This is a genomic window from Cobetia sp. MB87 (genome assembly GCF_011319755.1).
GTDB lineage: Bacteria > Pseudomonadota > Gammaproteobacteria > Pseudomonadales > Halomonadaceae > Cobetia.
In genome coordinates, this window is sequence record NZ_VFBC01000007.1 from 426,866 (window position 1) to 449,788 (window position 22,923).

Here is a 22,923-nt window from a genome sequence, read left to right on the forward strand (position 1 = left end):
TGTTCGTCCTGTCCGGCTCGTACAGTCCGCGTCAGCGCCAGGACGATGAGCGGGGTTTTCTGGTCGCAAGTCTGCTTGCCAAGAAATTGCTAATATAAGGCATGATCTAGCGTAAAACCCGGCTTTTCGCGTCCCGTGTTGCGAAATGGCGACGACCGGGTGGTGAAGTTGCCACATTACCGAGTTTATCGAACAGTGTTAGATTACTCTCCGAACGCAGCGGCCAGCCCCTCAAGTGTTATCCAGAGGCATGGCTGACTGGCCGACGAGCCAGGCTGCAACATTATTCGGTGAGGAGAACACGCATGAACAAGTCCATCCTGATTGGCGCGATCGTTGCTGCACTGGGCATTGGTGGTGGAGTGGCGATCGGCAGCTATACGGCCAGCAACTCAGGCCCTGAATACGCCGATATCGTGGCGGTAGATGCCGTGACGGAAACCGTGACCACCCCGCGCGAGGTCTGTCAAAACGAGACCGTGACGCACCAGGCACCCAGCAAGGATACTCACAACGTCGTCGGCACGGCCGTCGGCGCGATCGTCGGCGGTGTGGTGGGCAATCAGTTTGGCGGTGGCAATGGCAAGAAGGTGCTGACAGCCGCGGGTGCCGTGGGTGGCGGCTATGCCGGCAACCAGATCCAGGGCCAGATGAAGAAGGGCGACACCTACACCACGACCGAACAGCGCTGTGAAACGGTGCAGGATGCGTCAGACAAGGTGGTTGGCTACGACGTCAAGGTCGACATGGGTGACGAGACCCGCACCGTGCGTCTCGAGGACAAGCCGGACGTGAAGCGTTTCGAGATCCGTGATGGTGAGTTGGTACTGCCCCAGCAAGGCTGAGGCCAGCTAGCCGCCAGACCAGAAGACCCCCGACGGAATCCGTCGGGGGTCTTCTGGTTTCTGGACATCCCGCTCTCTGGGCATCCAGCCGTACCCTGTTTTGTCAGTCTGTCAGTCTGTCAGACCGTCAGGTTCTCAGGTCGTCAGCTGGCATCCCCCGTGGTGGGCAGTGCCTTGGCGATCTCACGTGCCAACTGCTCGCCTGTCACACGCCAGCCTTCGCCCAGGCTATTGACCAGCGCCGGATAGCCGTCATCCGTCAGGGGAGTCAGCGTCTGGATGTCGCCTTCCTCCAGCACGCTGCCATCCACGCCGCGCAGGCGCCAGCGACCGGTGATGACGGACTGACCATCGTGGCGACCGATGAAGCGATCCAGGCTGACGCTCAGGCGTGCGCCCTTGAGGCCGCTCAAACTGGTGTCCGCGATGCGGTACTGGCTCAGCGGCTGGGCGGGGCTGGCCTTGAGCTGCGTCAGCAGCTGGCGGGTCAGCATGTCTTGCAGGTCATCGGCCCACTGGTTCTGGCTGGCCTGTACCAACGTGATGTCATCCGTCTGATACACCAGGCTACCGCCTTCCAGATAGCTGGCCAGTTGCACCGGCATCACTTCCAGCAGAGGGGCATCGGCGGCAACGCTGCGCTGGGCGGCGGCCTGTGTCGTCTGTGGCAGCAGGTAAGCGCCACCAGTGGCGGCGGTCGTGCAACCCGCCAGTGTGCCAAGCATCAGCAAGCCTGCCATCAGGCCGCCGAAGCGGCCCTTGTGCGACGTAGAAGTGCGCCGTGAGGCAGGCACGCTGAACGCTCGTGACATGGCTGCCGTGCGGGTCGAGAGACTCATGGCTGTCGTCATCATTGGGCCCTTGGAATTGGATCGCGAGTGGTCGGCTTGTCGAAGATCAGGCTGGAGGGATTCTTCTCCAGCGTATCGAGCAGCGGTTCCGCCTTCTTGAGCACACGGTCCAGACGTTCGAGATCGCCTTCCAGCTTGCGGTAGGCGGAAGAATCCGGCGTCAGGCCATCCAGGGTGCGATTGAGGTTGTCGATACTGGTGCTGATATCGCCCGGCAGCTTCTGCACCTCGTCGGAACCCAACAGGGCGTCGACATGGCCGGCGGTCTTGTCGAGACGCTTCACGAGGCTCTCGGAGGCCGACAGGGTCTTGTTGAGATTGCCCAGCACCGGCTCGATGTCCAGGCCATTGAGCTTGTCGAGCAGCGCATTGAGCTTGGCTTCCATCTGCGCGAGGCCGCCTGACACGCTGGGCATGACCTCGATGTCATCGAAGGTATCGGTCTTGTACGGCGGAGGATTGTCATAGAAGTCCAGATCGACGAACAAGGCACCGGTCAGCAGGTTGCCGGACTTGAGCGTTGCGCGCAGACCACGCTTGAACAGTCGCTCCAGTCGCTTCTCCCACTGCTTGACGCCTTCATCATCGACCTGCCCCTCGAGGCGTTCCGGTTCGATGCGAATCAGCACGGGAATCTCGAAGCTGGAGAGCGTGCGTACCCGCTGATGGGTCAGGCGGTAGGGCACGCTGACCACCGTGCCCAGTCGCACGCCGCGGAATTCGACCGGTGCACCACGCGACAGGCCGCGCACGGTATCGTCGACCATGATCACGTAGTCGATGGCCTGATGGAAGCTGCCTTCACGGGCCTCTTCCTGATCGGAATACAGGGTGAAAGAGGTGTTCTCCACCACCGGACGGCCACGCGGCAGGTCTTCGGGAATGCCGAAGGCGACGCCACCGCTCAGTACGCTTTCCAGTGAGCCGACATCGACCTGCAAGCCCTGGGAATCCAGACGCAGGCTGACCCCGCTGGTGGACCAGAAGCGCGTGGTGGAGGTCACCAGCTCGTTGTAGGGCGAGTCGATGTACAAGGTGTAATGCATTTCCTTCTCGCTGGGGCGGAACTCGCTGGATTCCACGCGCCCCACGACGAAGCCCTCGTAGGTGACGGGGTCGCCATCGGAGAGCACGCTGCCATCGTTGCTGGTGAGGTCGATGCGCAGTCCCTTGGCGTCCTGTGTTGTCACCGGCGGTTGCTCCAGCGCCACGAAGTGGTCCTCCTCATCACGACTGTCACCGGGCTGAAGCTGGATATAGGCACCTGACAGCACGGTATTGAGGCCACTGATGCCCTCGCGACCGATGCGCGGTTTCACGACCCAGAGTCGCGAGTTGGCATTGAGCATACGCTCGCTGTCCTTGGACATGCGCGCGGTGACGATGGTCTTGTCGAGGTTGTCCGAGAGGCGTACGGATTCGACCTTGCCGACCTCGACATTACGGGTCTTGATCAATGTCTTGCCCGCTTCGATGCCTTCCGCCGTCTCCATTTCGATCGTGATCAGCGGGCCACGGCTGGCGTAGTTATGCCACACCATCCAGGCGCCGATCAGCAGGGCCACGATCGGGACTATCCAGATCGGGGAAAGGCGGCGTCGACTTTCACGACGTGCGCGAGAATCATCACTCATAAGTCATCCTGTGAGGCGGCGGAAGGGGGATTGCGGGAGCGGGTCGGAGTCATGAACGGAGGCGTGGCCTGCGAGGACGAGGCAAGAGACGCGGAGCCCGTCAGTGGTGTCAGCGGCAGATCACCGAACAGCGTGTTCGCCATCATCGTCTTCTCCGCCTCGGTGTCCCAGACAAGGCGTGGGTCAAAGCTCAGCGCCGACAACATCGTCAGCACCACCACGCAGGCAAACGACAGCGCAGCGGGTCCCGGGTGGACCGACATCAGCGCACCCAGCTGGATCAACGCGGCCAGCAGCGCCACCACGAAGACATCGACCATCGACCAGCGACCGACATATTCGGTGATGCGGTACAGGGTCACTCGCGCCCGCGCATGCTGCACCTGCGGGCGCTGGGCGCTGATGCACAACCAGGCGATGGCGATCATCTTCGAGGCCGGCACCAGGATGCTGGCGATGAAGATGACCATCGCGATGGGCCAGTCACCATGTGACCAGAGCACCACGATGCCACCGGCAATCGTCTGCGGGTCGTTCTCCCCGAGACTGACCGTGGTCATGATCGGGAAGACATTGGCGGGGATGTACAGAATCGCCGCCGCGATCAACCACGCCCAGGTGCGCTGCAGGCTCTGCGTCTTGCGCTGATGGACAGGGTCGCCACAGCGGCGGCAGTGGGTGTGAGCCGTTCGTTCGCCGCAGGCATTGATCAGGCCGCAGCTATGGCAGCTGGCCAGCCCCTGCAAGGCGGCACCGATGCCCGGCAGCGTACCGCTGGGGGCTGCTGGCTCACCCGCTAGGGCGAACCACATGCGATCCCCATCGATGCTGGCCAGTGTCTTGGTCATCAGCAGGGCGAAGGCGCAGAACGCCCAGAAGGATGGGCCGAAACTGATATCGGCCATGCCGGCGATCTTGACCAGACTCACCATCACGCCGACCAGGAAGACATCTGCCATCATCCATGGGCGCAGATGGCTCAGGGTGCGCGCAATGCCACGAATGCCCGGCAAGGGCAGTTTCAGCCCGATGGCCGCATGGGTATAGATGACACCCAGCAAGTAGAGCGCCGGCAGCATCACGATGGTCAGAATCAGCAGTACGGCCAGTGAAGGATAGGACTCGGCCGTCAGGGCGGCTGGCGTATCGATCAGGCTGAGGCTTGCCGAGATGCCACTGGTGGCAAAGGCGATGAACTCGAAGGGCAGTGTCAGCACCAGCATCACCAGGCACGCCATCGCCAGTGCCAGTGTGCGTTGCACGGCGTGGGCATGGCGCTGGGCGAACAGGTGATCGCAACGCGGGCAGCGGGCGCGCTCGCCGGCCTTGAGCGCCGGCAGTGCCACCACGAGGTCGCAGCACTCGCAGGCACGCATCCGCCGCCGTGACACGCCTGACGTGACAGGCGCGAACACCTGAGGCGGGTCACGGGTTTCAAGGGTGCGCCGGGTGTAGCGGCGCAGGGCAGCAAGGGGACGAGGCATGTCGCTCCAGCGGGATCGGGTGGTGTATAGCCGTGCCATACATATTCGGGCCATGCACAGAGGCTTGGTCAGGCGTGGCTTGAACATGCCTGCGGCTGCGCTCTCGGGGATGCGCTTCCGGGCTGTGCTTTCTGGGATGTGCCGTCAGCGCTCTGGCTCCATGTGCACGCTGACCTGCGAAGGTGCATGAGCTGCGCAGGCAAACAGTGTTCGATAGTAGCATGATGCCGCAAAAGGCTGATGGCACTCAATGCTTGCCGCGTGAGCGCGCCTTTTTTGCCAGCCTGCAAACAGGCACGCCGCCCGGAGAGGGCGGCGTGCAGGGCCGTCACACAATGTGACGGCAATGAGGCTTCTGTCGTGATCAGCGATCAGACAAGGTCATCCTCCTGGCTGGCCGCTTCGTGGGCTCGCTTGAGCTCTTTCGGCTCCCCGAACACGCGGCGAACCACCACATAGCAGACCGGCACCAGGAAGATCGCCAGCACTGTGGCCGAGATCATCCCGCCGATCACGCCATTGCCGATGGCGTGACGGCTGGCGGCACCCGCACCCGTCGAGATGGCCAGTGGCACGGCACCCAGGGTGAAGGCCAGCGAGGTCATCAGGATCGGGCGCAGACGCATGCGTACCGCTTCCATGGTGGCGTCGATCAGTGAGCGGCCCTGGACCTCAAGGTCCTTGGCGAATTCGACGATCAGGATCGCATTCTTCGCCGAGAGCCCGATGGTGGTCACCAGGCCGACCTGGAAATAGACGTCATTGTCCAGGCCACGCAGCCAGGTGGCGAGCAGGGCGCCGAGCACCCCCAGCGGGACGACCAGCATGACGGAGAACGGAATGCTCCAGCTCTCGTAGAGCGCGGCCAGACACAGGAAGACGAAGACCAGCGAGATGGCATACAGGTAAGGTGCCATGCCACTGCTCTGGGATTCCTGCAGCGAGATGCCGGTCCACTCCAGCGCCACGCCACCGCCCAGCTCATCGACCATGCTCTGCATCGCCGCCATGGCTTCACCGGTGGAGTAACCTTCCGCTGCGGTGCCCAGCAGTTCCATCGCGGAGACCCCGTTGTAACGTTGCAGCTGGGGTGAGCCGAAGGTCCAGCTACCGGTGGCGATGCTCGACAGCGGGATCATCTCGCCCGCGCTGTTGTTGACGTACCATTTGTTCAGGTCATCGGGTTGCATGCGGGCCTCTGCCTGCCCCTGCACGTAGACCTTCTTGGTGCGACCGTTGTCCAGGTAGTCATTGACGTAGCTGGAGCCCCAGGCCGTGGAGAGCGTGGTGTAGACATCGGAAAGGTCAATGCCCATGGCGGTGGCCTTGAGTTCATTGATCTTGACGTTGTACTGGGGTCTGTCTTCCAGTCCATTGGGGCGCAGGCCGGTGACGGCCGGGTTCTGGGCGGCCATGCCCATCAACTTGTTGCGCGCCTGTGTCAGTGCCTCATGTCCGATGCCGCCTCGGTCCACCAGCATCATGTCAAAGCCCGTGGCATTGCCCAGCTCGCGAATGGAGGGCGGGTTGACGGCGAAGGCGAGAGCGCCTTTCAAGGTATTGAAATAGGCCTGAGCCTTGCCCACGACATCGAATGCCGAGCGCTCGCGCTCATCCCACGGCTTCATGTTGACGAAGGCCAGGCCCATGTTCTGGCCGCTGCCGGCGAAACTGAAGCCTGCCACGCTGAAGACCTGGATGACGGCATCGGACTGGTCGACCAGGAAGTGATGCTCAAGCTTCTTCATCACCTCGACGGTTTCCTGTTGGGTCGAACCGGCCGGCAGCACCACCTGGTTGAAAATGTTGCCCTGGTCTTCATCCGGCAGGAAGCCGGAGGAGATCTGGGTAAAGAGTGCGCCGCAGCCGAAGACAACCAGCACATAGACGATCATCGAGCGTCCGGTGCGCTTGAGCATCCCCTGGACACCCTTCTGATAGCGCGCGTTGGAGCGGTCAAAGGCACGGTTGAACAAGCCGAAGAAACCGGTGGTCTTCTCCTTGGTCGGCCTGAGCAGCGTGGCGCACAGGGCCGGTGTCAGGATCAACGCGACCAGCACGGACAGCACCATCGCGGCCACGATGGTCACCGAGAACTGTCGATAGATCGCACCCGTGGTACCGGGGAAGAAGGCCATCGGGATGAACACGGAAGACAGCACGAGCCCGATACCGACCAGGGCGCCGGTGATCTGCCCCATGGACTTGCGTGTCGCCTCGAGCGGCGAGAGCTTTTCCTCATGCATCACGCGCTCGACGTTCTCTACCACCACGATGGCGTCATCTACCAGTAGCCCGATCGCCAACACCATGGCGAACATCGTCAGGGTGTTGATGGAATAGCCGAACAGCTCAAGGATGCCGAAGGTGCCAAGCAGCACGACGGGTACGGCGATGGTGGGGATGAGGGTGGCCCGGAAGTTCTGCAGGAACAGCAGCATCACCAGGAAGACGAGGCCGATGGCCTCCAGCAGCGTCATCACCACTTCTTCGATGGACAGCTTGATGAAGGGGGAGGTGTCATAGGGCACCTTGTAGGAGACCCCTTCCGGGAAATAGGGCGCCAGTTCGTCAAGACGCTGCTTCACTGCTTCCACGGTATCCAGCGCATTGGCCCCTGAAGACAGCATGACCCCCATGCCGGCGGCAGGCTTGCCGTTGTACCGCGTGATGACACTGTAGCTTTCCGCGCCCTTTTCCACGCGTGCGACGTCTTTTAGGTAAACCTGTGAGCCGTCTGCCTGTGTCTTGAGCAGAATGTTGCCGAACTCCTCCGGTGTCTGCAGCAGAGTTCGTGCCACGATGGTGGCGTTGAGCTGTTGTCCTGCCTCTGCCGGCAGGTTGCCGAGCTGACCGGATGTGGTCTGGCTGTTCTGTGTGTCGATGGCTGCCGTGATGTCACTGGGCGTCAGGGAATAGTTGTTGAGCTTGGCCGGGTCCAGCCAGATGCGCATGGCACCGGGGGCCCCCAGCAGGCGGGTCTCACCGACCCCATTGACACGGGCAATCTCGTCCTGGACGTTGGATGATACGTAATCGGCAAGCTCCTGGTTGGTCATGCTGTCGTCGTCCGAGACGAAGGCCATGGCCATCAGGAAGCTCGAGGAGGATTTGGTGACTTCGATACCTGCCGTCTGCACGCTGGTGGGCAGTCTCGCCTCAGCCAGTGACAGCTTGTTCTGCACCTGCACCTGGGCGATGTCGGAGTCCGTCCCGCTGGCGAAGGTCAGCGTGATGGCGGCACTGCCCGTGGAATCCGAGGTCGAGGACATGTAAAGCAGGTTGTCGATCCCGGTCATCTGCTGCTCGATGACCTGGGTGACGGTGTTCTGAACCGTCTCGGCAGAGGCACCGGTGTAGGTGGCCTGAATCTTGATGCTGGGCGGGGCCAGTGACGGGTACTGCTCGATAGGCAGCTTCAGAATGCTCAGCGTACCGCCTAGCATCACGATGATGGCGAGCACCCAGGCAAAGATGGGGCGATCGATGAAGAATCTGACCATGACGTTTGGGGCTCCTGAAACGTCGTTCGGGACATGCGACAGGCCCTGACCTTGCGGTCAGCATCATCAAGATGACCTGTCGCCCTGGTGTGCGACGAGGATCAGGCGGCCGGACTTTCGTTGCCGCCGTTCGAGCCCGTTGTCTCATCTTCCGCCACCGTGACGGTGGCACCTTCCTGGATCTTCTGCAGGCCACTGGTGATGACCCTGTCTCCCGTCTTCAGGCCCTGGAGGACGATCCACTGGTGATCGATGGCCTGGCCGGTCACCAGTTCACGGCTTTCCACCTTGTTCTCATCGTTGATCACCAGCGCTGTGGCCTTGCCATCACTGTCACGGCTGACCGCCTTCTGCGGTACCAGGATGGCATTTCTGGCCACTGACTCGACCAGACGTGCCTTCACGAACATGCCGGGCAGCAGGAGTTCATCCGGATTCGGGAACAGTGCCCGCAATGTCACCATGCCGGTGCTTTGATCGACGCTGACATCGGTGAACTGGAGCTTGCCCTGATGCTCGTAGCGGCTGCCATCGTCGAAGATCAGCTCCACCATGGCCATGTCGGGAGCGGACGCGGCCTTGCCGTTGCTGGCCAGCTCACGCTTGATTCTGAGAATGTCATTGGCCGATTGGGTCACGTCGACATAGATCGGGTCCAGTTGCTGAATCGTCGCCAGAGCAGTGTCCTGGCTGGCAGTGACCAAGGCCCCCTTGGTGACGCTGGATTTGCCGATTCGCCCACTGATGGCGGCTTTCACGGTGGTGTAGTCGAGGTTGATCTGGGCACTCTTGAGAGCTGCCTTGGCGGAGGTGACATCCGCCGTGTCTTCACCGACGGTGGCGATGGCGTCATCGTAATCCTGCTGACTGACCATCTTGCGTGCCACCAGCGTCTTGTAGCGTTTCGCCTGCAGCTGCGAGGTATGCAGCGTAGCCTGGGCACGCTCAAGACTGGCCTTGGCACTATCCACGTCCGCCTGATAGGTGCGCGGATCGATGTGATAGAGCACCTGACCTTCCTCGACCACGCTGCCTTCAGTGAAATCACGCGACTGGATGACACCACCGACCTGTGGGCGAACCTCGGAGGACTGGTAGGCGCTGGTGCGGCCTGCCAGTTCATTGGTGATCGGGATGTCCTGAGCAGTGACCGTGAGAGCTTCGACTTCCGTGGCACGTGGGGCGCTCTGGGCCTGAGCGGAGGACGGGTCAGCATCCCCGCTCTCATTGCAGCCCGTCAGCAAGGCGCCCATCAACAGCAGGCCTGCAGACCACAAGGCCGGGCGGCGCTGAATGCGGAGTTTCGGCAAGCGCCTCGATGGGCGGAGGTGACTCGGAGAAGTCGAGACCATGGAGAATCCTCAATGATGTTCTGCTGCACGAATACGTGACCACCGCCCTGAAGGCCAGTTGCCGACAGTGGGAGGCGAAGCGAATAAAGTGTTTAGCCAGCTATTCTATCGGAAGGGCATGACATATGTATGCACTTATTGTGCAACCCTCGGGGCGTGTCCTGTCAGGCAGGCGGAAAACGGCTTGCGGGGCTGGCACCGGCAGGTTCTCTGGTCAGCTGCGGGCCGTGATGGGGACGGTCCAGCCCTGAGGGTGAGCAGAGGCGGAGATGATTCACCTCTGGTGCTGCGGGTGATGTGCCGAAGTGCACGTCGTGGGATGGGGAGACCTGGCTTGACAGCATGAGCTGGCGTGGCGCCACGGCCGGAACGTCGAGAGTGCCGTGATCAGGGGGGCGAGGCTCTCCCTGTCTTCCGGCAGGCGTGACTGACGTGACAGGCGCAGGCAGGGGCGATCAGCGAAGGCCTCCTCCAGTCTGGCGGCCCAGTGTTGCTGCTGTTCTCTCCAGCTCGCGACCCAGTCAGCCTGTGCTTCCCCGGAGGAGGGCGAGCTTGCGCCCGACACCTCTGACGAGGCGTCCGGCAGGCACTGATTGATGATCAGACCGCCGACGGCCAGACCATGTGCTTCCAGCGCGTCTCGTGTTCGAGTTGTCTCCAGGCACGGCAGCTTCTCTGGCGTACTGACCAGAATGACGCGCGCCCGGCTGGCATCCGTCAGGCACCGACGCAGCGCTTTGTAGCGGGTACGACGTTGCTCCAGCGCCTCGCTGATCGGGTCTTCGGGGGCAGAAGATCCGGGCTTGCTGGCGGTGGCTGTCTGCTGACTGTCCAGCCACAGGCTGCGCTCCGCGACGGCTCGCCGGCGCTGGCCCAGCATGCCTTCCAGCCAGCCGCCCAGCACCTCCGGCAAGCTCAGCAGTCGGATGGTATGCCCGCTGGGAGCCGTATCGAACAGGATGTGTCGATACGATGAGCTGTCCGATGTCAGTGGGGCAGGCGGGGTAAGGATGATCTCGACCAGCGCATCGAAGAGTGCCGCTTCACTGGTGCCCGGCGCATGGCGCGCGAGTGCCAGCTGGCGCATCACCGTGGCGCTGCGCTCCCCGCTGACCAGTGGCGCGATCCGCTGGCGTACCTCCTCGAGATAGCGCTCACACTCCTGTTCGGGGTCCAGCTCCATCACATCCAGGCAGGCCGCGATGGCGCGCGGCCTGCCTCCCAGGTCCCCGAACAGATCGCCCAGATTGTGCGCCGGGTCCGTCGACACCAGCAGTGTCGGCTCGCCTTTCTCTGCCAGCGCCAATGCCTGCGCCGCCGCGCAGCTGGTCTTGCCGACACCGCCCTTGCCACCGAAGAACCAGATCTCGGGGCGGGGGATGGCGCCTTCCTCTTGCGTAACATGCGCCCTGCCGGGGTCGGAGCGGCCTTCGGCTGCATGCGTGCGGCGGGCACCATCCTGTCGGCGACGCCGCCTGAGCCAGTTCAGCAGCATTTGATCCCTTCCAACGGTGAATGCTCGAGCCCCTGACGCAGGTGCCAGTCATGCATGCGTTCCAGCATCAACGGCAGCATCTCCAGCGAGACGGCAGGCGCCGGATTGGGGATGCCCATCAGCTCCGCGAAGCTCATCATCATGAAGATGTCCTCCTCCTCACGGGCAAGCTGCGCCAGATCGCGCTGCTGGTTGACGCGCAGCATGGCCTCCCAGCCATCCCGCAGCTGAAGGGCGCCTGTCAGCAGGCGCCTTGTCAGACCCGGCTGGCGGGGTGATGACGCCAGCCGGGAGTCGTCATCAGCTCTCATGAGCGCTCACCCGGGCGGGAGACGTCAGGCTGCGGCTGGCCTCGAGCAGGATCCACAGCGCGAACACCATGATCAGGCTGCCGAAGGTGAACAGCAGCCATTGCGGGTCGTTGCTGCCCATGCCCGACCAGTCCAGCACAACCTGCTGCACCATCGCCCACAGTGTCATGATCATCAGGAAGACCATCGGGGCCAGGGTATAGATGACAGGGCGTCCCTGACGCTTGAGCCATACCGACACCAGCATCAGCGAGATACCCGCCAGCAGCTGGTTGCTGGTACCGAACAGCGGCCACAGCAGGTAGCCACCGGAACCGAAGCCCTTGGGCCCCTGCGGCAGGATGACCAGCGCGGCACTGGCGATGACGGCGATGCTGGTGGCGACGTGCTTGTGGCTGAGTGCCGGCATGCCGTATTCGCTGCCCAGCTCCGCGATGATGTAGCGCATCAGGCGTACGGCGGAGTCCAGTGTGGTCGCCGCGAAGCTGACCACGATGACCGCGACCAGGGTGCTGCCGATGTTGGCAGGCAGACCGAGATGCGAGATCAACTGACCGGAGCCCTGAACGAAGCTCGAAAGCCCATTGGCGCCGGCGGCGGCGAAGCTTGAATAGGTTGCGCTGAAGTCGGCCTGGCTACCGAACAGGGTGGCCACCGCGATGATGGAGATCAGCGCCAGCATGCCTTCGCCCAGTGCACCGGAGTAACCGATCATGCGCGCATCCGGTTCATGCGACAGCTGCTTGGAGGTGGTGCCGGAGGCGACCAGACCATGGAAGCCGGAAATCGCACCACAGGCGATGGTGATGAACAGCAATGGATAGAACGACATCTCGGCATCGACATTGAATGCCGGCGCCGTGAGGTGCGGACCGCCCACGGCCAGCCCCAGATACAGCAGCACCAGCCCGACCACCAGCTGGTGAGAGTTGATGGTGTCGCGTGGCTGCAGCAGCTTCCAGACCGGCAGCACCGAGGCGACATAGACATAGGCCATCAGTGCGATGATCCACACCAGGAAGGCGCTGGCGATGGGCGAAAGGCCGAACAGCAGCGTGCCATCCTCGCCACCGGCCATGGCGGTGAAGGTTCCGGCCAGGTCGATCTGCAGGTACTCGAACTGGCCCGCCAGCAGCGCGGCGGCGTACATCACGATCAAGGCCAGTATCGAAGGAATCAGCATCTTGCCGCCGCGACGATAGACGCGATGGCCGATCCATACCGCCAGCGGGATCTGGATCAGCACCGACAGCACGCTGGCCGGGAAGTTGATGAACAGGTTGGCGATCACCCAGGCGAACACCGCGTTCAGCATCAAGACCAGAATCAGGATGATGAACAGGAACAGCAATTTAGCGCGCTTGCCGATCAGCTTGTCCGCCAGGGTGCCGACGGACTGGCCGCGATGGCGCGCCGACAGCGTCAAGGTGCCGAAATCATGCACGCCGGCCGCGAATAGACTGCCCAGCACGACCCACAGCACCGCCGGAAGCCAGCCCCAGTAGACCGCGATGGCCGGCCCGACGATGGGCGCCGCACCAGCGACCGAGGTGAAGTGGTGCCCCCACAGTACCCAGCGATTGGTCGGCAGGTAGTCGGTGTCATCGCGCAGCGCATGGGCTGGCGTCACGAAATTCGGGTCGAGGCGGAAGATGCGTTCGGCCAGAAAGCGGGAGTAGAAGCGATAGCCGATGGCGAAGGCAACGCAACCGAACAGGGCAAGCCAGATGGCGTTCATGGCAGATTCCGAGTGGCGTGGTGATGGATTGAGTAGGGCGTGCTGGCGTATGTCAGGTGTCTGGTCACATGCCGGAGGGCTTTCAACACGCTGGTGCAGATCGGCGTGACGCTAACATCGATAAATGCGCATATAACTTCGCCATTGGTCGCCCCGACGCGCGCCGTCATGTCACCAGCAAATCTGCAGGATATTTTTGAATCGCCGCCTTCCTGCGTGGACTGAACGCAGAAGCGCGCCACTGCCTCGTGCTCCGGCGGTATCACGCGCGGGGTAGCCGTTTTTGGCTCGCTCTGCCTTGCGACCAAGGAGTATCAGTGGGTTGATCCGCGCGACCTTGTGTTCCGTCAAGCTCTTCTATACTCGAAGCAAGTCGGAGCACGGGGAGCCGCTCAGCGCCGTCATCTGGTTGAGGCTCTCGATAACAATGACAAGGAGGCGCCGATGTCATGGTTCGCGGAATGCCTTTCCTGTGTCACCAGGCCAATGCGTCTGCGCTTGCGGCGTACAGTGACGCCCCTGTCACTGATGACCCTGTCACTGACGACCTTGTCACTGACAGTCCTTTCCCCTTCGGTGCTGGCAGTCGAATACAACATGCCGGTCGGCGTCACGGCCGTCAGCCGCGAGATCCACTCGCTGCACATGATCATCTTCTGGATCTGTGTGGTCATCGGCATCGTGGTGTTCGGTGTGATGGGCTACGCGATGATCAAGCATCGCAAGTCACGCGGTGCGGTATCGGCAAGCTTCCATGAAAATACCCGTATCGAGATTCTGTGGACCGCCATCCCGCTGCTGATCCTGGTGGTGATGGCGGTGCCTGCCACCGCCACGCTCAAGGACATGTACGACGCCTCCGAGTCGGCGCTGGACGTGAAGATCACCGGCCATCAATGGCGCTGGCAGTACGAATATCTGGGCGAGGATGTCGCCTTCACCTCAAGCCTCGCGACCCCGCGCGAGCAGATCAACAACACCGCCGCCAAGGGCGAGCATTACCTGCTGGAAGTCGACAACCCGCTGGTGTTGCCCATCAATCGCAAGGTGCGCTTCCTGACCACCTCCGCCGACGTCATCCACTCCTGGTGGGTGCCGGACTTCGGCGTCAAGAAGGACGCCATCCCCGGCTTCATCAATGAGGCCTGGACGCGCATCGAGACCCCCGGCACCTATCGTGGCCAGTGCACCGAGCTGTGCGGCAAGGACCACGGCTTCATGCCGGTGGTGGTCGAGGCGCTGCCGGAGGCCGAGTTCGATGAGTGGCTGATCGCGCGCAAGGCCGAAGCCGAGGCCGCGCTCAACGATGCCGGTCGTGACTGGAGCCTTGAGGAACTGATGGAGAAGGGCGAGAAGACCTACGCCACCATCTGCGCCTCCTGCCACCAGCCGGATGGCCAGGGCATGCCACCGGCGTTCCCCTCGCTGGTAGGCAGCGCCATCGTCACCCAGGACATGCAGGCGCACATCGATATCGTGGTCAACGGCAAGGCGGGCACGCCCATGGCGGCCTTCGCCGATGTGCTGAGCCCGGTCGAGCTGGCGGCTGTCATCACCTATGAGCGCAACGCCTGGGGCAACGATACCGGCGAGCTGGTACAGCCAGCCGTCATCAAGGAACAGCTGTCTCAATAGCGTGCAAGCGACGCATTCAGGAGGCGTGTCATGGCCAGTGAACAGCCACGCAAGGCGGTACTTCAGGCCAGCGAGAGCGAGGGGGCCACCGCAGGCGGCGCTCATGTGGGCGAGGGCCACGGCAGCGCGCCGCGCGGCATGCTGCGCTGGCTATTGACCACCAATCACAAGGATATCGGCACCCTCTATCTGATCTTCTCGCTGAGCATGCTGTTCATCGGCGGCATCATGGCGCTGGTGATCCGCACCGAGCTGTTCCAGCCCGGCCTGCAGATGGTGCAGCCGGAGTTCTTCAACCAGATGACCACCATGCATGGGCTGATCATGGTGTTCGGGGCCATCATGCCGGCCTTCACGGGGCTGGCCAACTGGATGATTCCGCTGCAGATCGGCGCGCCCGACATGGCGCTGCCGCGCCTCAACAACTTCAGCTTCTGGCTGTTGCCGGTCGCCTTCCTGTTGCTCCTTTCCACCCTGCTGATGGAGGGCGGCGGCCCCAACTTCGGCTGGACCTTCTACGCGCCGCTTTCCACCACCTATGCGCCGCCCTCGACCAGCTTCTTCATCTTCTCACTGCATATTGCCGGCATCAGCTCGATTCTCGGCGCCATCAACATCATCGCCACCATTCTCAACCTGCGTGCCCCGGGCATGCGTCTGATGGACATGCCGCTGTTCGTCTGGACCTGGTTGATCACCGCCTTCCTGCTGATCGCGGTGATGCCGGTGTTGGCGGGCGCCATCACCATGATGCTGTTCGACATCAATTTCGGCACCAGCTATTTCAATGCCGCCGGTGGCGGCGACCCGGTGCTGTTCCAGCATCTGTTCTGGTTCTTCGGGCATCCCGAGGTCTACATCATGATCCTGCCGGCCTTCGGCATCGTGTCCGCCATCGTGCCGACCTTCTCGCGCAAGCGACTGTTCGGCTACGCCTCGATGGTCTACGCCACCGGTTCCATCGCGATCATGTCCTTCCTGGTCTGGGCCCATCACATGTTCGCCGTCGGCCTGCCATTGGTGGCGGAACTGTTCTTCATGTACACGACGATGCTGATCGCGGTGCCGACCGGGGTCAAGGTCTTCAACTGGATCGCCACCATGTTCCGCGGCTCCTTGAGCTTCGAGCCCCCGATGCTGTTTGCGATCGCCTTCATCGTCCAGTTCACCATCGGCGGCTTCTCGGGGTTGATGCTGGCCATCGCCCCGGCGGATTTCCAGTACCACGACACCTACTTCGTGGTGGCGCATTTCCACTACGTTCTGGTGCCCGGCGCGCTATTCGCGATTCTCGCCGGAGCCTACTACTGGCTACCCAAGTGGACCGGCTTCTATCCCCACGAGGGGCTCTCCAAGTGGCATTTCTGGCTGTCGGTCATCGGCGTCAACCTGACCTTCTTCCCGATGCACTTCTCGGGGCTGGCCGGCATGCCGCGCCGCATTCCGGATTACGCGCTGCAATTCGCTGATTTCAACATGCTGTCCAGCATCGGCGCCTTCCTGTTCGGTATCTCGCAGCTGCTGTTCCTGGTCGTGATCGTCAAGTGCGCGCGCGGCGGTGTCAGGGCGCCAGCCAAGGCCTGGGAAGGGGCGGTGGATCTTGAGTGGAGCGTGCCAAGCCCGGCGCCGCTGCATACCTTCGAGATTCCTCCGCAGACCCGTGATGGCCAGATCATCCGCTGACGATGGACAGCGGCCAGGAGAGTGACATGCCCTCACGCGATCACGCAGCACAGCAACAGGCGGTGGCACGCACCGTGCGGCGCACGCTGATGGCGCTGGTCGCGATGCTGGGCTTCGCCTTCGCGCTGGTGCCGCTCTATGACGTCTTCTGCAATCTCACCGGCCTCAATGGCAAGGCCGCCAGTCAGGCCAGGGCCGCGGTGGCCATGGAGATCGACGAGAGCCGCTGGGTCTCGGTGCGCTTCATCACCCAGCAGGGGCAAGGTCTGCCGTGGACACTCGAGGCGCTGGATGAACAGTTCCGCATTCATCCCGGTGGCCAGTACAGCGCGCGCTTCGTGTTCACCAATCACGCCGATCATCCGGTGCGTGGCCGCGCGGTCCCCAGTGTCAGTCCTGCCGAGGGCTCACTGCATCTGCGCAAGATCATGTGCTTCTGCTTCCAGGAGCAGACGCTGGCAGCAGGCGAGCGGCGCGAGCTGCCGCTGGTCTTTCAGGTCGACCCTGACCTTCCGGAGGGCATTCGTGATCTGACCCTGGCGTACACGCTCTACCCGGTCACGACGCCGTCATCCGCGGAGGACGATGGTGCAGAGCAATCTGCAGGAGGTGAAACATGAGCAGTGGCAGCTATTACGTCCCGGCCCACAGTGCCTGGCCCATCTTCGGCGTGCTGGCGGTGGGCGGCATGATGATCGGGACCGGAATCTGGATGGTGCACGGCAGCGCCGCCTGGCTGTCAGGCATCGGCCTGCTGGCCGTGGTGCTGGTGATGGCGGGCTGGTTTCGGGATGTGGTGCGCGAGTCGATGGGCGGCCTCTACGATGACCAGATGGACCGCTCGTTCCGCTGGGGCATGGCCTGGTTCATCTTCTCGGAATTGATGTTCTTCGCGGCCTTCTTCGGGGCGCTGTTCTATCTGCGAACCTTCGCGCTGCCCTGGCTCGATGGCGAGGGCGCCAAGGGGGTGACGGCGCTGCTATGGCCTGACTTCACCGCCAGCTGGCCCCTGATGACGCCGCCGGATGCCAGCATCGCCGGGCCCAGAGAGCTGCTGTCGCCCTGGCAGCTGCCGCTGGCCAACACGCTGCTGCTGGTCAGTTCCAGCGTCACCCTGACGGTAGCGCATGAAGCGCTGAAGATGGAGTTTCGACGCACGGCGCGCAACTGGCTGGCGGGCACCGTGGTGCTGGGGCTGTGCTTCCTGACCCTGCAGGGCATCGAATACTACGAGGCCTGGCACCACCTGGGGCTGACGCTGCAGGCGGGGGTCTATGGCGGCACCTTCTTCCTACTGACCGGTTTTCATGGTCTGCACGTCACCATCGGCACCGTGATTCTGATCGTGATGCTGGTGCGCGTGGTACGCGGCCACTTCTCGAGTGAACGTCACTTCGCCTTCGAAGCGGCTGCCTGGTACTGGCACTTCGTCGATGCGGTGTGGATCGGTCTGTTCCTGTTCGTCTATGTGTTCTGACAGCACATGGCGTGATGTCAGTCCAGCATTCCGGTGGAGAAGCCAATGACCAGCAGAATCACCAGACACACTGCCAGGCCAACCCGCCATTTGAGAGAGGTCAGCAGGCGTCGACTGCGGCTGCCATCGCGCAGTAGAAAACCGGCGCCGGCGACCAGGCTTGCCAGCATGCCGATAAAGACCAGTGCGATCAGCGATTTGAGCAGCATGTCACCTCCCGGGGTGCAGACAGTGGCGGGCGAGCAGAGCGCGGCACTCGCTTGTGACAGTCGAGCTCATCTGTCTGACAAGCGCAAGTCAGAGCCCGCGGCGCAGTCGTCTTCAACGGCGACGACGCAGGAGCGCCAGGTCGGGCGCGGCTGGTGGCTGTTCTGGGGATGCCTGATCGTGCTCGGCCTGTGTCTGTGCAGCTGGCAGGTGATGCGTGGCCAAGCGCGTGCCCAGCATCTGGAGGATACCGCCAGCGCGCCGGAGCTGGTGATGCCGACGGCGCCACCCGCCAGTGCCAGCCTGATCGAGCTGCGCGGCGAGTGGCTCGCGGAGCACAGTCTGTTGCTGGACAACCGCACGCTGGACAAGCGCCATGGCGTGGCGGTGCTTACACCCTTCCGAACGCTGGATGGCCGCTGGTGGCTGGTGGAGCGCGGCTTCGTGGCATCGCCGGCCCCACGCAGCGACCCGGAGTTCACGACCCCGGCAGGCCCCGGGGTGATCAGTGGTCGCTGGCAGTGGCTGAACGGTCAGGGCAACAGCGGTGGCCCACTGTTCGGCCCCAATCGCGAGGGGCAGCGCCTGCAGCAGGTCGACCTGAGCGCCTGGCAGGCGCTGGGCACACCGGCGTTTGCGGGTGTCCTGCACCAGACGAGCGGGGAGGGACGATTTTTGCCCTGGTGGCAGCCGAGCAACATGACGCCGGAGCGACATTACGCCTATGCGCTGCAGTGGCTGGGACTCAGCCTGGGGGCGGCGGTGGTCATGATTCTGGGCGCGCGTCGTCAACGTCAGTCCGCGCTGCGTCAGCGCCAGGCCTAGCGTCTGGTGTTCGTGTCTTGAGTCTGTTATCCGCACGCTCGGGCATGCAGGGAAGCCGTCGTCAGGAGGAGAGCGATGACACACGTGATGCGACAGCGTCTGAAACTCGTGGCCTTGCTGGGGCTGTTGTCCGCACCGCTGCCTCTGGCGTGGGCCATGTTGAGCGCCCAGGTCGGGATTCCCGAGGGGCGGGTGGCAAATGGTGCCTTGTTGCCAAAGGTCAAGCCGCTCACTGACTGGTCGCTCGACTACCTCGTGACAGAAAACGCCACTGACAATGTCACCCAAAACGCCACAGGCAACGCGACTGAAAGCGCTGTCAATGCTGTTGGCGTGAAGGAGACTCCCGGCATGCCGCCGCTGGCCGCCAGAGGCGCGGATGAGCAGCGTTTCTGGCTCAGCTGGCCGGAGCCGAACCAGCCGCAGCTGGCCGCGGCGCAGGCCGAGCGCTGGTGGCGCCTGCATCGCGCGCTTGGCAAGGAGGCGCCACGCCTGGGCCGCCTGGTGGTGGCTGAAAAGGCCTTTGTGCATCCCCAGGTGCCGGGCGAACAACGGGCTCTCGGACGCTGGCCGGCGCCAAACGATGCCACTTCCGTGCCGCACCAGTTGCGCCTGATCGACCCTCACGGGCAGGTCGTGGTCGCCTACGGCCCCGAGATCACGCCGCAGGCCGTGATGAAGGATGTGCGCCGGCTGCTCAAGCGTAATCCGGTCGCGCCTCGCCAGGTCGGGCCTCGCTAAGCCAGACCTCGCCAAGTCGGGCCTCGCCAGGCCGGGAGTGATCTTCTTTCGCTTCACCAGGGAGATATGCCATGTCTCGCCTCGCCATACAGAAGCGCCATCCACCGCGGGCCTGCGCCGCCTCGCGGGCCCGCCAACGAGGGGCGGCGTTGTTGCCCCGCCCGCCATTTCTGCGTCACGCCACCACGGATGAAGCCTCAGCCACGCAGGCCTTCTCGATGGCGACGCCTGGTCTGACGTCTGGGCTGACGCCTGACCTGGTGAATGGCTCTGCCGCCCGACAGGTCGCTGATCTGCAGGTAACGGCACGCCTGTGGCGCAGCAGTCAGCGTCTGGTCGCCAGCATGCTGGGACTGGTCATTCTGGTGATCGGACTGGGAGCCTGGACGCGGCTGGTGGACGCCGGGCTGGGGTGCCCCGACTGGCCGGGCTGTTATGGCGCTCTGGTCGTGCCGGATGCCCAGACCGCGAGTCTGCACAGCCCACATCATCCGCTTGAAGGCTACAAGGCGTGGGCGGAGATGATCCATCGTTATGCGGCGAGTCTGCTCGGGCTTGCGGCAATCGCATTGCTCGCGCTGGGCTGGCGGATACGCCGTCGCGAGGCACGTCAGTGGCAAGCCTTGAGAAATGGCAGCGTCACGATAGCGACGGCGAACCGCTGGGGAGCACAGGCGCGCGCTCGTTTCCCATTGGCCGGCTGCTGGCTGTTGTTGGGCATGCTGTTGGTTCAGGGCGCGTTCGGGGCCTTTACCGTGACGCTGAAGCTGTGGCCGCAGGTGGTGACGCTGCATCTGCTGGGCGGTCTGAGCGTATTGAGCCTGCTGCTGTTGCTGTGGCTATCACTCAGACGGCGGGCGGCGTACCTCACGGTGACGGCTGAGCGACACAAGGCGGGAGCTGATGCACCTGGCATCCGGCGTCAGCCTTGGCTGGCCGCTCTGGCTGCGGCTCTGCTGCTGGGGCAGCTGGCCCTGGGGGGCTGGACCTCGAGCAATTATGCCGGGCTTGCCTGTGAAGGTTTCCCGACCTGCAATGGTGCCGCATGGCCGGCGATGGACTGGGGAGAGGGCTTCCACCTGACCCAGGATGTCGGCCCCAGCTATCTGCACGGGCAGCTGCATGGTGAGGCGCGCACGGCCATCCACATGGCGCACCGTGGCGGGGCCGTGCTGCTGGGGGCGGTGCTGTTGGCGCTGTATTGGCGCCAGCGCCGCCACTTGTCGGCGCGGACGGCAGCGCCTGACAACCCCTGGCGCTGGGCGCTAGGGTGTTGGCTGGTGCAGGCAGGCCTGGGGATCGCCAATGTGCTGTGGTGGTTGCCGCTGGATCTGGCGCTGGCGCATACCCTGGGGGCCGTCGCGCTGACGCTGGCGATGGTGTGGGCGATGGATCAGATGCGCCAGGCGGCTCGCCGCAAGCGGACATCCGTCTCGCAGACGCTGGCATGATGAGAGGCAAAAGGTGGGCAAGACGGTAAGCAGAAGAGAGACACCCAAGCGCGCGTGATCGCGCTCACCAGACCGCAAGAGGCCGCTCCCATGAGCGGCCTCTTGCGGTCTGAATCGTACTAGCCGTTATCCTGTCAGGCGGCGCTACCGAAGCGCTCTTGCAGGTAGGCATTGATGGTGTCGGATTCGTACATCCACTCTTCGCGACCATCGTCATGGGTGATCAGCAGGCACGGTACCTTGACGCGGCCGCCGCCCTGTTCGAGGGCTTGGCGGTGAATGGCGTTGTGCTGGGTGTCGCGCTGCTCGACGTTCAGGTTCAGCTGATGCATGCGTTTGCGCACCTTGATGCAGAACGGGCAGGTCGAGAACTGATACAGCGCCAGCTTGGCCGTCTCGGCGTCCACCTCGGCCTGCTGGGCGGGGCTACGCTCGAGCGCGTTGCCGCGTGTCAGCTTCTCGCTGAGCAGCATGAAGGGAGCCAGCACCAGACGCAGGGTGCGGAAGAACAGGCGGATGATGGAGCGCATGGCAGAACCTCATGGGACGTGCGGGTATCGACGCCAGTGCCGCAGCGCGGGTGGCGAATTCACAATGGGGCCATTCTAGAGCTCAGCGGCCTCGGCGTCTTCCCCATGCGCGTTGCGGATGTGCGTCAGCAGGGACTGTCGCAACCAGCGGTGCCCGGGGTCCTGCTCGTGGCTGGCATGCCAGATCAAGCGGTAGCTGAGCGCGGGCAGGCGCATCGGTAGCTCTAGGATCGCCAGCCTGTGAAGCTCGCTGCTGGCCTGGGCAAAGCTTCTGGGGGCGCAGAATACCAGCTCGCTGTGCGCGACGATGCTCAGGGCATCGCGGAAATCCGGAACCAGCACGCTGATGCGGCGTGGTGCGCCGTGCTGCTCCAGCCGCTCATCCAGCGACCAGCGAGAGCGCCCCTCGCAGGTGGCCTGCACATGACTCAAGGCCGCGAATTCGCTCAGCGTCATCGCTGTCTGGCGCCGCGTGAGCGGATGATCACGCCTTACCAGAATCACATGGTCGTCGCGCCACAGCAGGCGCGATTGGAAGCCAGCAGGGAGGGCAGGCGGCTCGCCCGGGGTCTCGGCGCTGTGATCGTGTCCGGCAAGCCCGATATCCAGCTGACCCTTTTCCATCAGGCTCAGGCAATCGGCCTGCCAGCGACTGATCTCGAGGCTGCCATGCGGCAGTGCATCGGTCAGTGCGCGCGTGCAGGATGGCATCAGGGTCGCCCAGGCGCTTTCCAGTACCGCCAGCTGAAAGCGCCGCTGGCTGGTGGCGGGGGTGAAGGTGGCAGGGGCGCTCAGATTCTCGAGACGCGAGAGCAGCTCGGCCAGCTCACCGCGCAATGACAGGGCACGCGCCGTGGGGCGCAGACCGTGGCGTTCGCGAATGAAAAGGGCGTCATCAAACATGACGCGCAGGCGTGCCAGACTCTTGCTGACGGCAGACTGCGAGAGGTGCAGACGGCCCGCCGCACGCATCACGCTGCACTCTTCCAGCAATACCTGCAGCACCTGCAGCAGATTGAGGTCGATGCGCGTGTTGAAGGGCGTGTTGAAGGGCGTGGCCGCTGGCGCTGAGCCCGAAGACACAGGCAGTGAAGACGCGGCTGGAGACTGGGCACCAACCGGCCTTGCGGGTGCCTGCGGGACTGTCGCGCTCATGAATTT

General features: G+C 63.4%; 19 protein-coding genes. 8 read left to right on the forward strand and 11 right to left on the reverse strand.

The genetic code is table 11. The features are described 5' to 3' along the window. The first annotated feature begins 305 nt into the window (after positions 1 to 305). Positions 306 to 845, forward strand: coding sequence for a glycine zipper 2TM domain-containing protein (locus CDPAHKCJ_RS07910; RefSeq protein WP_166019322.1), 540 nt, complete (start codon positions 306 to 308; stop codon positions 843 to 845). Positions 846 to 988: 143 nt separating this feature from the next. On the opposite strand, the gene CDPAHKCJ_RS07915 is transcribed toward CDPAHKCJ_RS07910, so the two are convergent. The 8 genes from CDPAHKCJ_RS07915 to CDPAHKCJ_RS07950 form a co-directional block, all read right to left on the reverse strand. Next, positions 989 to 1,684 carry an ABC-type transport auxiliary lipoprotein family protein gene (locus tag CDPAHKCJ_RS07915; RefSeq protein ID WP_166019323.1) on the reverse strand — a complete coding sequence of 232 codons (696 nt, stop codon included), beginning with the start codon at positions 1,682 to 1,684 and terminating at the stop codon, positions 989 to 991. A gap of 11 nt (positions 1,685 to 1,695) precedes the next feature. After that, complete coding sequence (pqiB, locus tag CDPAHKCJ_RS07920) at positions 1,696 to 3,330, reverse strand: intermembrane transport protein PqiB (protein ID WP_166019324.1); 1,635 nt, start codon at positions 3,328 to 3,330, stop codon at positions 1,696 to 1,698. Further along, positions 3,327 to 4,814, reverse strand: coding sequence for a paraquat-inducible protein A (locus CDPAHKCJ_RS07925; RefSeq protein WP_166019325.1), 1,488 nt, complete (start codon positions 4,812 to 4,814; stop codon positions 3,327 to 3,329). Before CDPAHKCJ_RS07925 ends, pqiB begins: the two co-directional genes overlap by 4 nt. A 371-nt stretch (positions 4,815 to 5,185) precedes the next feature. Further along, complete coding sequence (locus CDPAHKCJ_RS07930; protein WP_166019326.1) at positions 5,186 to 8,317, reverse strand: efflux RND transporter permease subunit; 3,132 nt, start codon at positions 8,315 to 8,317, stop codon at positions 5,186 to 5,188. Between the two features lie 101 nt (positions 8,318 to 8,418). Continuing rightward, the gene (locus CDPAHKCJ_RS07935) at positions 8,419 to 9,627 is read right to left on the reverse strand and encodes an efflux RND transporter periplasmic adaptor subunit (protein ID WP_277343443.1); all 1,209 of its coding nucleotides are present in this window, start codon (positions 9,625 to 9,627) and stop codon (positions 8,419 to 8,421) included. 316 nt (positions 9,628 to 9,943) lie between these two features. After that, the gene (locus tag CDPAHKCJ_RS07940; protein ID WP_166019328.1) at positions 9,944 to 11,164 is read right to left on the reverse strand and encodes a TRC40/GET3/ArsA family transport-energizing ATPase; all 1,221 of its coding nucleotides are present in this window, start codon (positions 11,162 to 11,164) and stop codon (positions 9,944 to 9,946) included. After that, positions 11,155 to 11,475: a cory-CC-star protein gene (locus CDPAHKCJ_RS07945; RefSeq protein ID WP_200019223.1), complete on the reverse strand. Its 321-nt coding sequence runs from the start codon at positions 11,473 to 11,475 to the stop codon at positions 11,155 to 11,157. Before CDPAHKCJ_RS07945 ends, CDPAHKCJ_RS07940 begins: the two co-directional genes overlap by 10 nt. Further along, the gene (locus CDPAHKCJ_RS07950) at positions 11,465 to 13,213 is read right to left on the reverse strand and encodes a carbon starvation protein A (protein WP_166019329.1); all 1,749 of its coding nucleotides are present in this window, start codon (positions 13,211 to 13,213) and stop codon (positions 11,465 to 11,467) included. The genes CDPAHKCJ_RS07945 and CDPAHKCJ_RS07950 overlap by 11 nt, the downstream gene beginning before the upstream one ends. A gap of 528 nt (positions 13,214 to 13,741) precedes the next feature. Between CDPAHKCJ_RS07950 and coxB the strand changes: the two genes are divergently transcribed. The 4 genes from coxB to CDPAHKCJ_RS07970 are packed head-to-tail and all read left to right on the forward strand — an operon-like array spanning position 13,742 to position 18,008. Further along, on the forward strand, positions 13,742 to 14,848 hold the full coding sequence (gene coxB, locus CDPAHKCJ_RS07955) for a cytochrome c oxidase subunit II (RefSeq protein ID WP_240916722.1): 1,107 nt from the start codon (positions 13,742 to 13,744) through the stop codon (positions 14,846 to 14,848). Between the two features lie 30 nt (positions 14,849 to 14,878). Beyond that, positions 14,879 to 16,531, forward strand: coding sequence for a cytochrome c oxidase subunit I (gene ctaD / locus CDPAHKCJ_RS07960; protein WP_166019330.1), 1,653 nt, complete (start codon positions 14,879 to 14,881; stop codon positions 16,529 to 16,531). 26 nt (positions 16,532 to 16,557) lie between these two features. Beyond that, positions 16,558 to 17,151, forward strand: coding sequence for a cytochrome c oxidase assembly protein (locus CDPAHKCJ_RS07965; protein WP_166019331.1), 594 nt, complete (start codon positions 16,558 to 16,560; stop codon positions 17,149 to 17,151). Further along, positions 17,148 to 18,008, forward strand: a complete 861-nt coding sequence (locus CDPAHKCJ_RS07970; RefSeq protein ID WP_166019332.1) for a cytochrome c oxidase subunit 3 — start codon at positions 17,148 to 17,150, stop codon at positions 18,006 to 18,008. Before CDPAHKCJ_RS07965 ends, CDPAHKCJ_RS07970 begins: the two co-directional genes overlap by 4 nt. A 17-nt stretch (positions 18,009 to 18,025) precedes the next feature. Here CDPAHKCJ_RS07970 and CDPAHKCJ_RS07975 read toward each other — a convergent pair whose 3' ends face one another. Continuing rightward, positions 18,026 to 18,217 carry a DUF2909 domain-containing protein gene (locus CDPAHKCJ_RS07975; RefSeq protein ID WP_043337068.1) on the reverse strand — a complete coding sequence of 64 codons (192 nt, stop codon included), beginning with the start codon at positions 18,215 to 18,217 and terminating at the stop codon, positions 18,026 to 18,028. On the opposite strand from CDPAHKCJ_RS07975, the gene CDPAHKCJ_RS07980 reads away from it, so the two are divergent. From CDPAHKCJ_RS07980 to CDPAHKCJ_RS07990, 3 genes are all read left to right on the forward strand, one after another. Further along, positions 18,216 to 19,040, forward strand: coding sequence for an SURF1 family protein (locus CDPAHKCJ_RS07980; RefSeq protein ID WP_166019333.1), 825 nt, complete (start codon positions 18,216 to 18,218; stop codon positions 19,038 to 19,040). The two genes, CDPAHKCJ_RS07975 and CDPAHKCJ_RS07980, sit on opposite strands and share 2 nt — an antisense overlap. A 75-nt stretch (positions 19,041 to 19,115) precedes the next feature. Continuing rightward, entirely contained in the window at positions 19,116 to 19,781 is a 666-nt protein-coding gene (locus tag CDPAHKCJ_RS07985) for a hypothetical protein (protein WP_166019334.1), read from the forward strand. 344 nt (positions 19,782 to 20,125) lie between these two features. Next, positions 20,126 to 21,232, forward strand: coding sequence for a COX15/CtaA family protein (locus CDPAHKCJ_RS07990; RefSeq protein WP_240916723.1), 1,107 nt, complete (start codon positions 20,126 to 20,128; stop codon positions 21,230 to 21,232). A gap of 134 nt (positions 21,233 to 21,366) precedes the next feature. Here CDPAHKCJ_RS07990 and CDPAHKCJ_RS07995 read toward each other — a convergent pair whose 3' ends face one another. Then, positions 21,367 to 21,762 carry a glutathione S-transferase N-terminal domain-containing protein gene (locus CDPAHKCJ_RS07995; protein WP_166019335.1) on the reverse strand — a complete coding sequence of 132 codons (396 nt, stop codon included), beginning with the start codon at positions 21,760 to 21,762 and terminating at the stop codon, positions 21,367 to 21,369. A gap of 75 nt (positions 21,763 to 21,837) precedes the next feature. Further along, positions 21,838 to 22,917 carry a LysR family transcriptional regulator gene (locus tag CDPAHKCJ_RS08000; RefSeq protein WP_166019336.1) on the reverse strand — a complete coding sequence of 360 codons (1,080 nt, stop codon included), beginning with the start codon at positions 22,915 to 22,917 and terminating at the stop codon, positions 21,838 to 21,840. Positions 22,918 to 22,923: the final 6 nt, after the last annotated feature.

What these genes read in the sequence shown, in the direction of transcription:
- ctaD (WP_166019330.1), top strand. Translation starts at nt 14,879, where the DNA reads ATGGCCAGTGAACAGCCACGCAAGGCGGTACTTCAGGCCAGCGAGAGC.
- CDPAHKCJ_RS07915 (WP_166019323.1), bottom strand. Translation starts at nt 1,684, where the DNA reads ATGAGTCTCTCGACCCGCACGGCAGCCATGTCACGAGCGTTCAGCGTG.
- CDPAHKCJ_RS07995 (WP_166019335.1), bottom strand. Translation starts at nt 21,762, where the DNA reads ATGCGCTCCATCATCCGCCTGTTCTTCCGCACCCTGCGTCTGGTGCTG.
- coxB (WP_240916722.1), top strand. Translation starts at nt 13,742, where the DNA reads ATGACCCTGTCACTGACGACCTTGTCACTGACAGTCCTTTCCCCTTCG.
- CDPAHKCJ_RS07945 (WP_200019223.1), bottom strand. Translation starts at nt 11,475, where the DNA reads ATGAGAGCTGATGACGACTCCCGGCTGGCGTCATCACCCCGCCAGCCG.
- CDPAHKCJ_RS07925 (WP_166019325.1), bottom strand. Translation starts at nt 4,814, where the DNA reads ATGCCTCGTCCCCTTGCTGCCCTGCGCCGCTACACCCGGCGCACCCTT.
- CDPAHKCJ_RS07980 (WP_166019333.1), top strand. Translation starts at nt 18,216, where the DNA reads ATGTCACCTCCCGGGGTGCAGACAGTGGCGGGCGAGCAGAGCGCGGCA.
- CDPAHKCJ_RS07965 (WP_166019331.1), top strand. Translation starts at nt 16,558, where the DNA reads ATGCCCTCACGCGATCACGCAGCACAGCAACAGGCGGTGGCACGCACC.
- CDPAHKCJ_RS07985 (WP_166019334.1), top strand. Translation starts at nt 19,116, where the DNA reads ATGACACACGTGATGCGACAGCGTCTGAAACTCGTGGCCTTGCTGGGG.
- CDPAHKCJ_RS07950 (WP_166019329.1), bottom strand. Translation starts at nt 13,213, where the DNA reads ATGAACGCCATCTGGCTTGCCCTGTTCGGTTGCGTTGCCTTCGCCATC.
- CDPAHKCJ_RS07940 (WP_166019328.1), bottom strand. Translation starts at nt 11,164, where the DNA reads ATGCTGCTGAACTGGCTCAGGCGGCGTCGCCGACAGGATGGTGCCCGC.
- CDPAHKCJ_RS07990 (WP_240916723.1), top strand. Translation starts at nt 20,126, where the DNA reads ATGCTGGGACTGGTCATTCTGGTGATCGGACTGGGAGCCTGGACGCGG.
- CDPAHKCJ_RS07970 (WP_166019332.1), top strand. Translation starts at nt 17,148, where the DNA reads ATGAGCAGTGGCAGCTATTACGTCCCGGCCCACAGTGCCTGGCCCATC.
- pqiB (WP_166019324.1), bottom strand. Translation starts at nt 3,330, where the DNA reads ATGAGTGATGATTCTCGCGCACGTCGTGAAAGTCGACGCCGCCTTTCC.
- CDPAHKCJ_RS07930 (WP_166019326.1), bottom strand. Translation starts at nt 8,317, where the DNA reads ATGGTCAGATTCTTCATCGATCGCCCCATCTTTGCCTGGGTGCTCGCC.
- CDPAHKCJ_RS08000 (WP_166019336.1), bottom strand. Translation starts at nt 22,917, where the DNA reads ATGAGCGCGACAGTCCCGCAGGCACCCGCAAGGCCGGTTGGTGCCCAG.
- CDPAHKCJ_RS07910 (WP_166019322.1), top strand. Translation starts at nt 306, where the DNA reads ATGAACAAGTCCATCCTGATTGGCGCGATCGTTGCTGCACTGGGCATT.
- CDPAHKCJ_RS07975 (WP_043337068.1), bottom strand. Translation starts at nt 18,217, where the DNA reads ATGCTGCTCAAATCGCTGATCGCACTGGTCTTTATCGGCATGCTGGCA.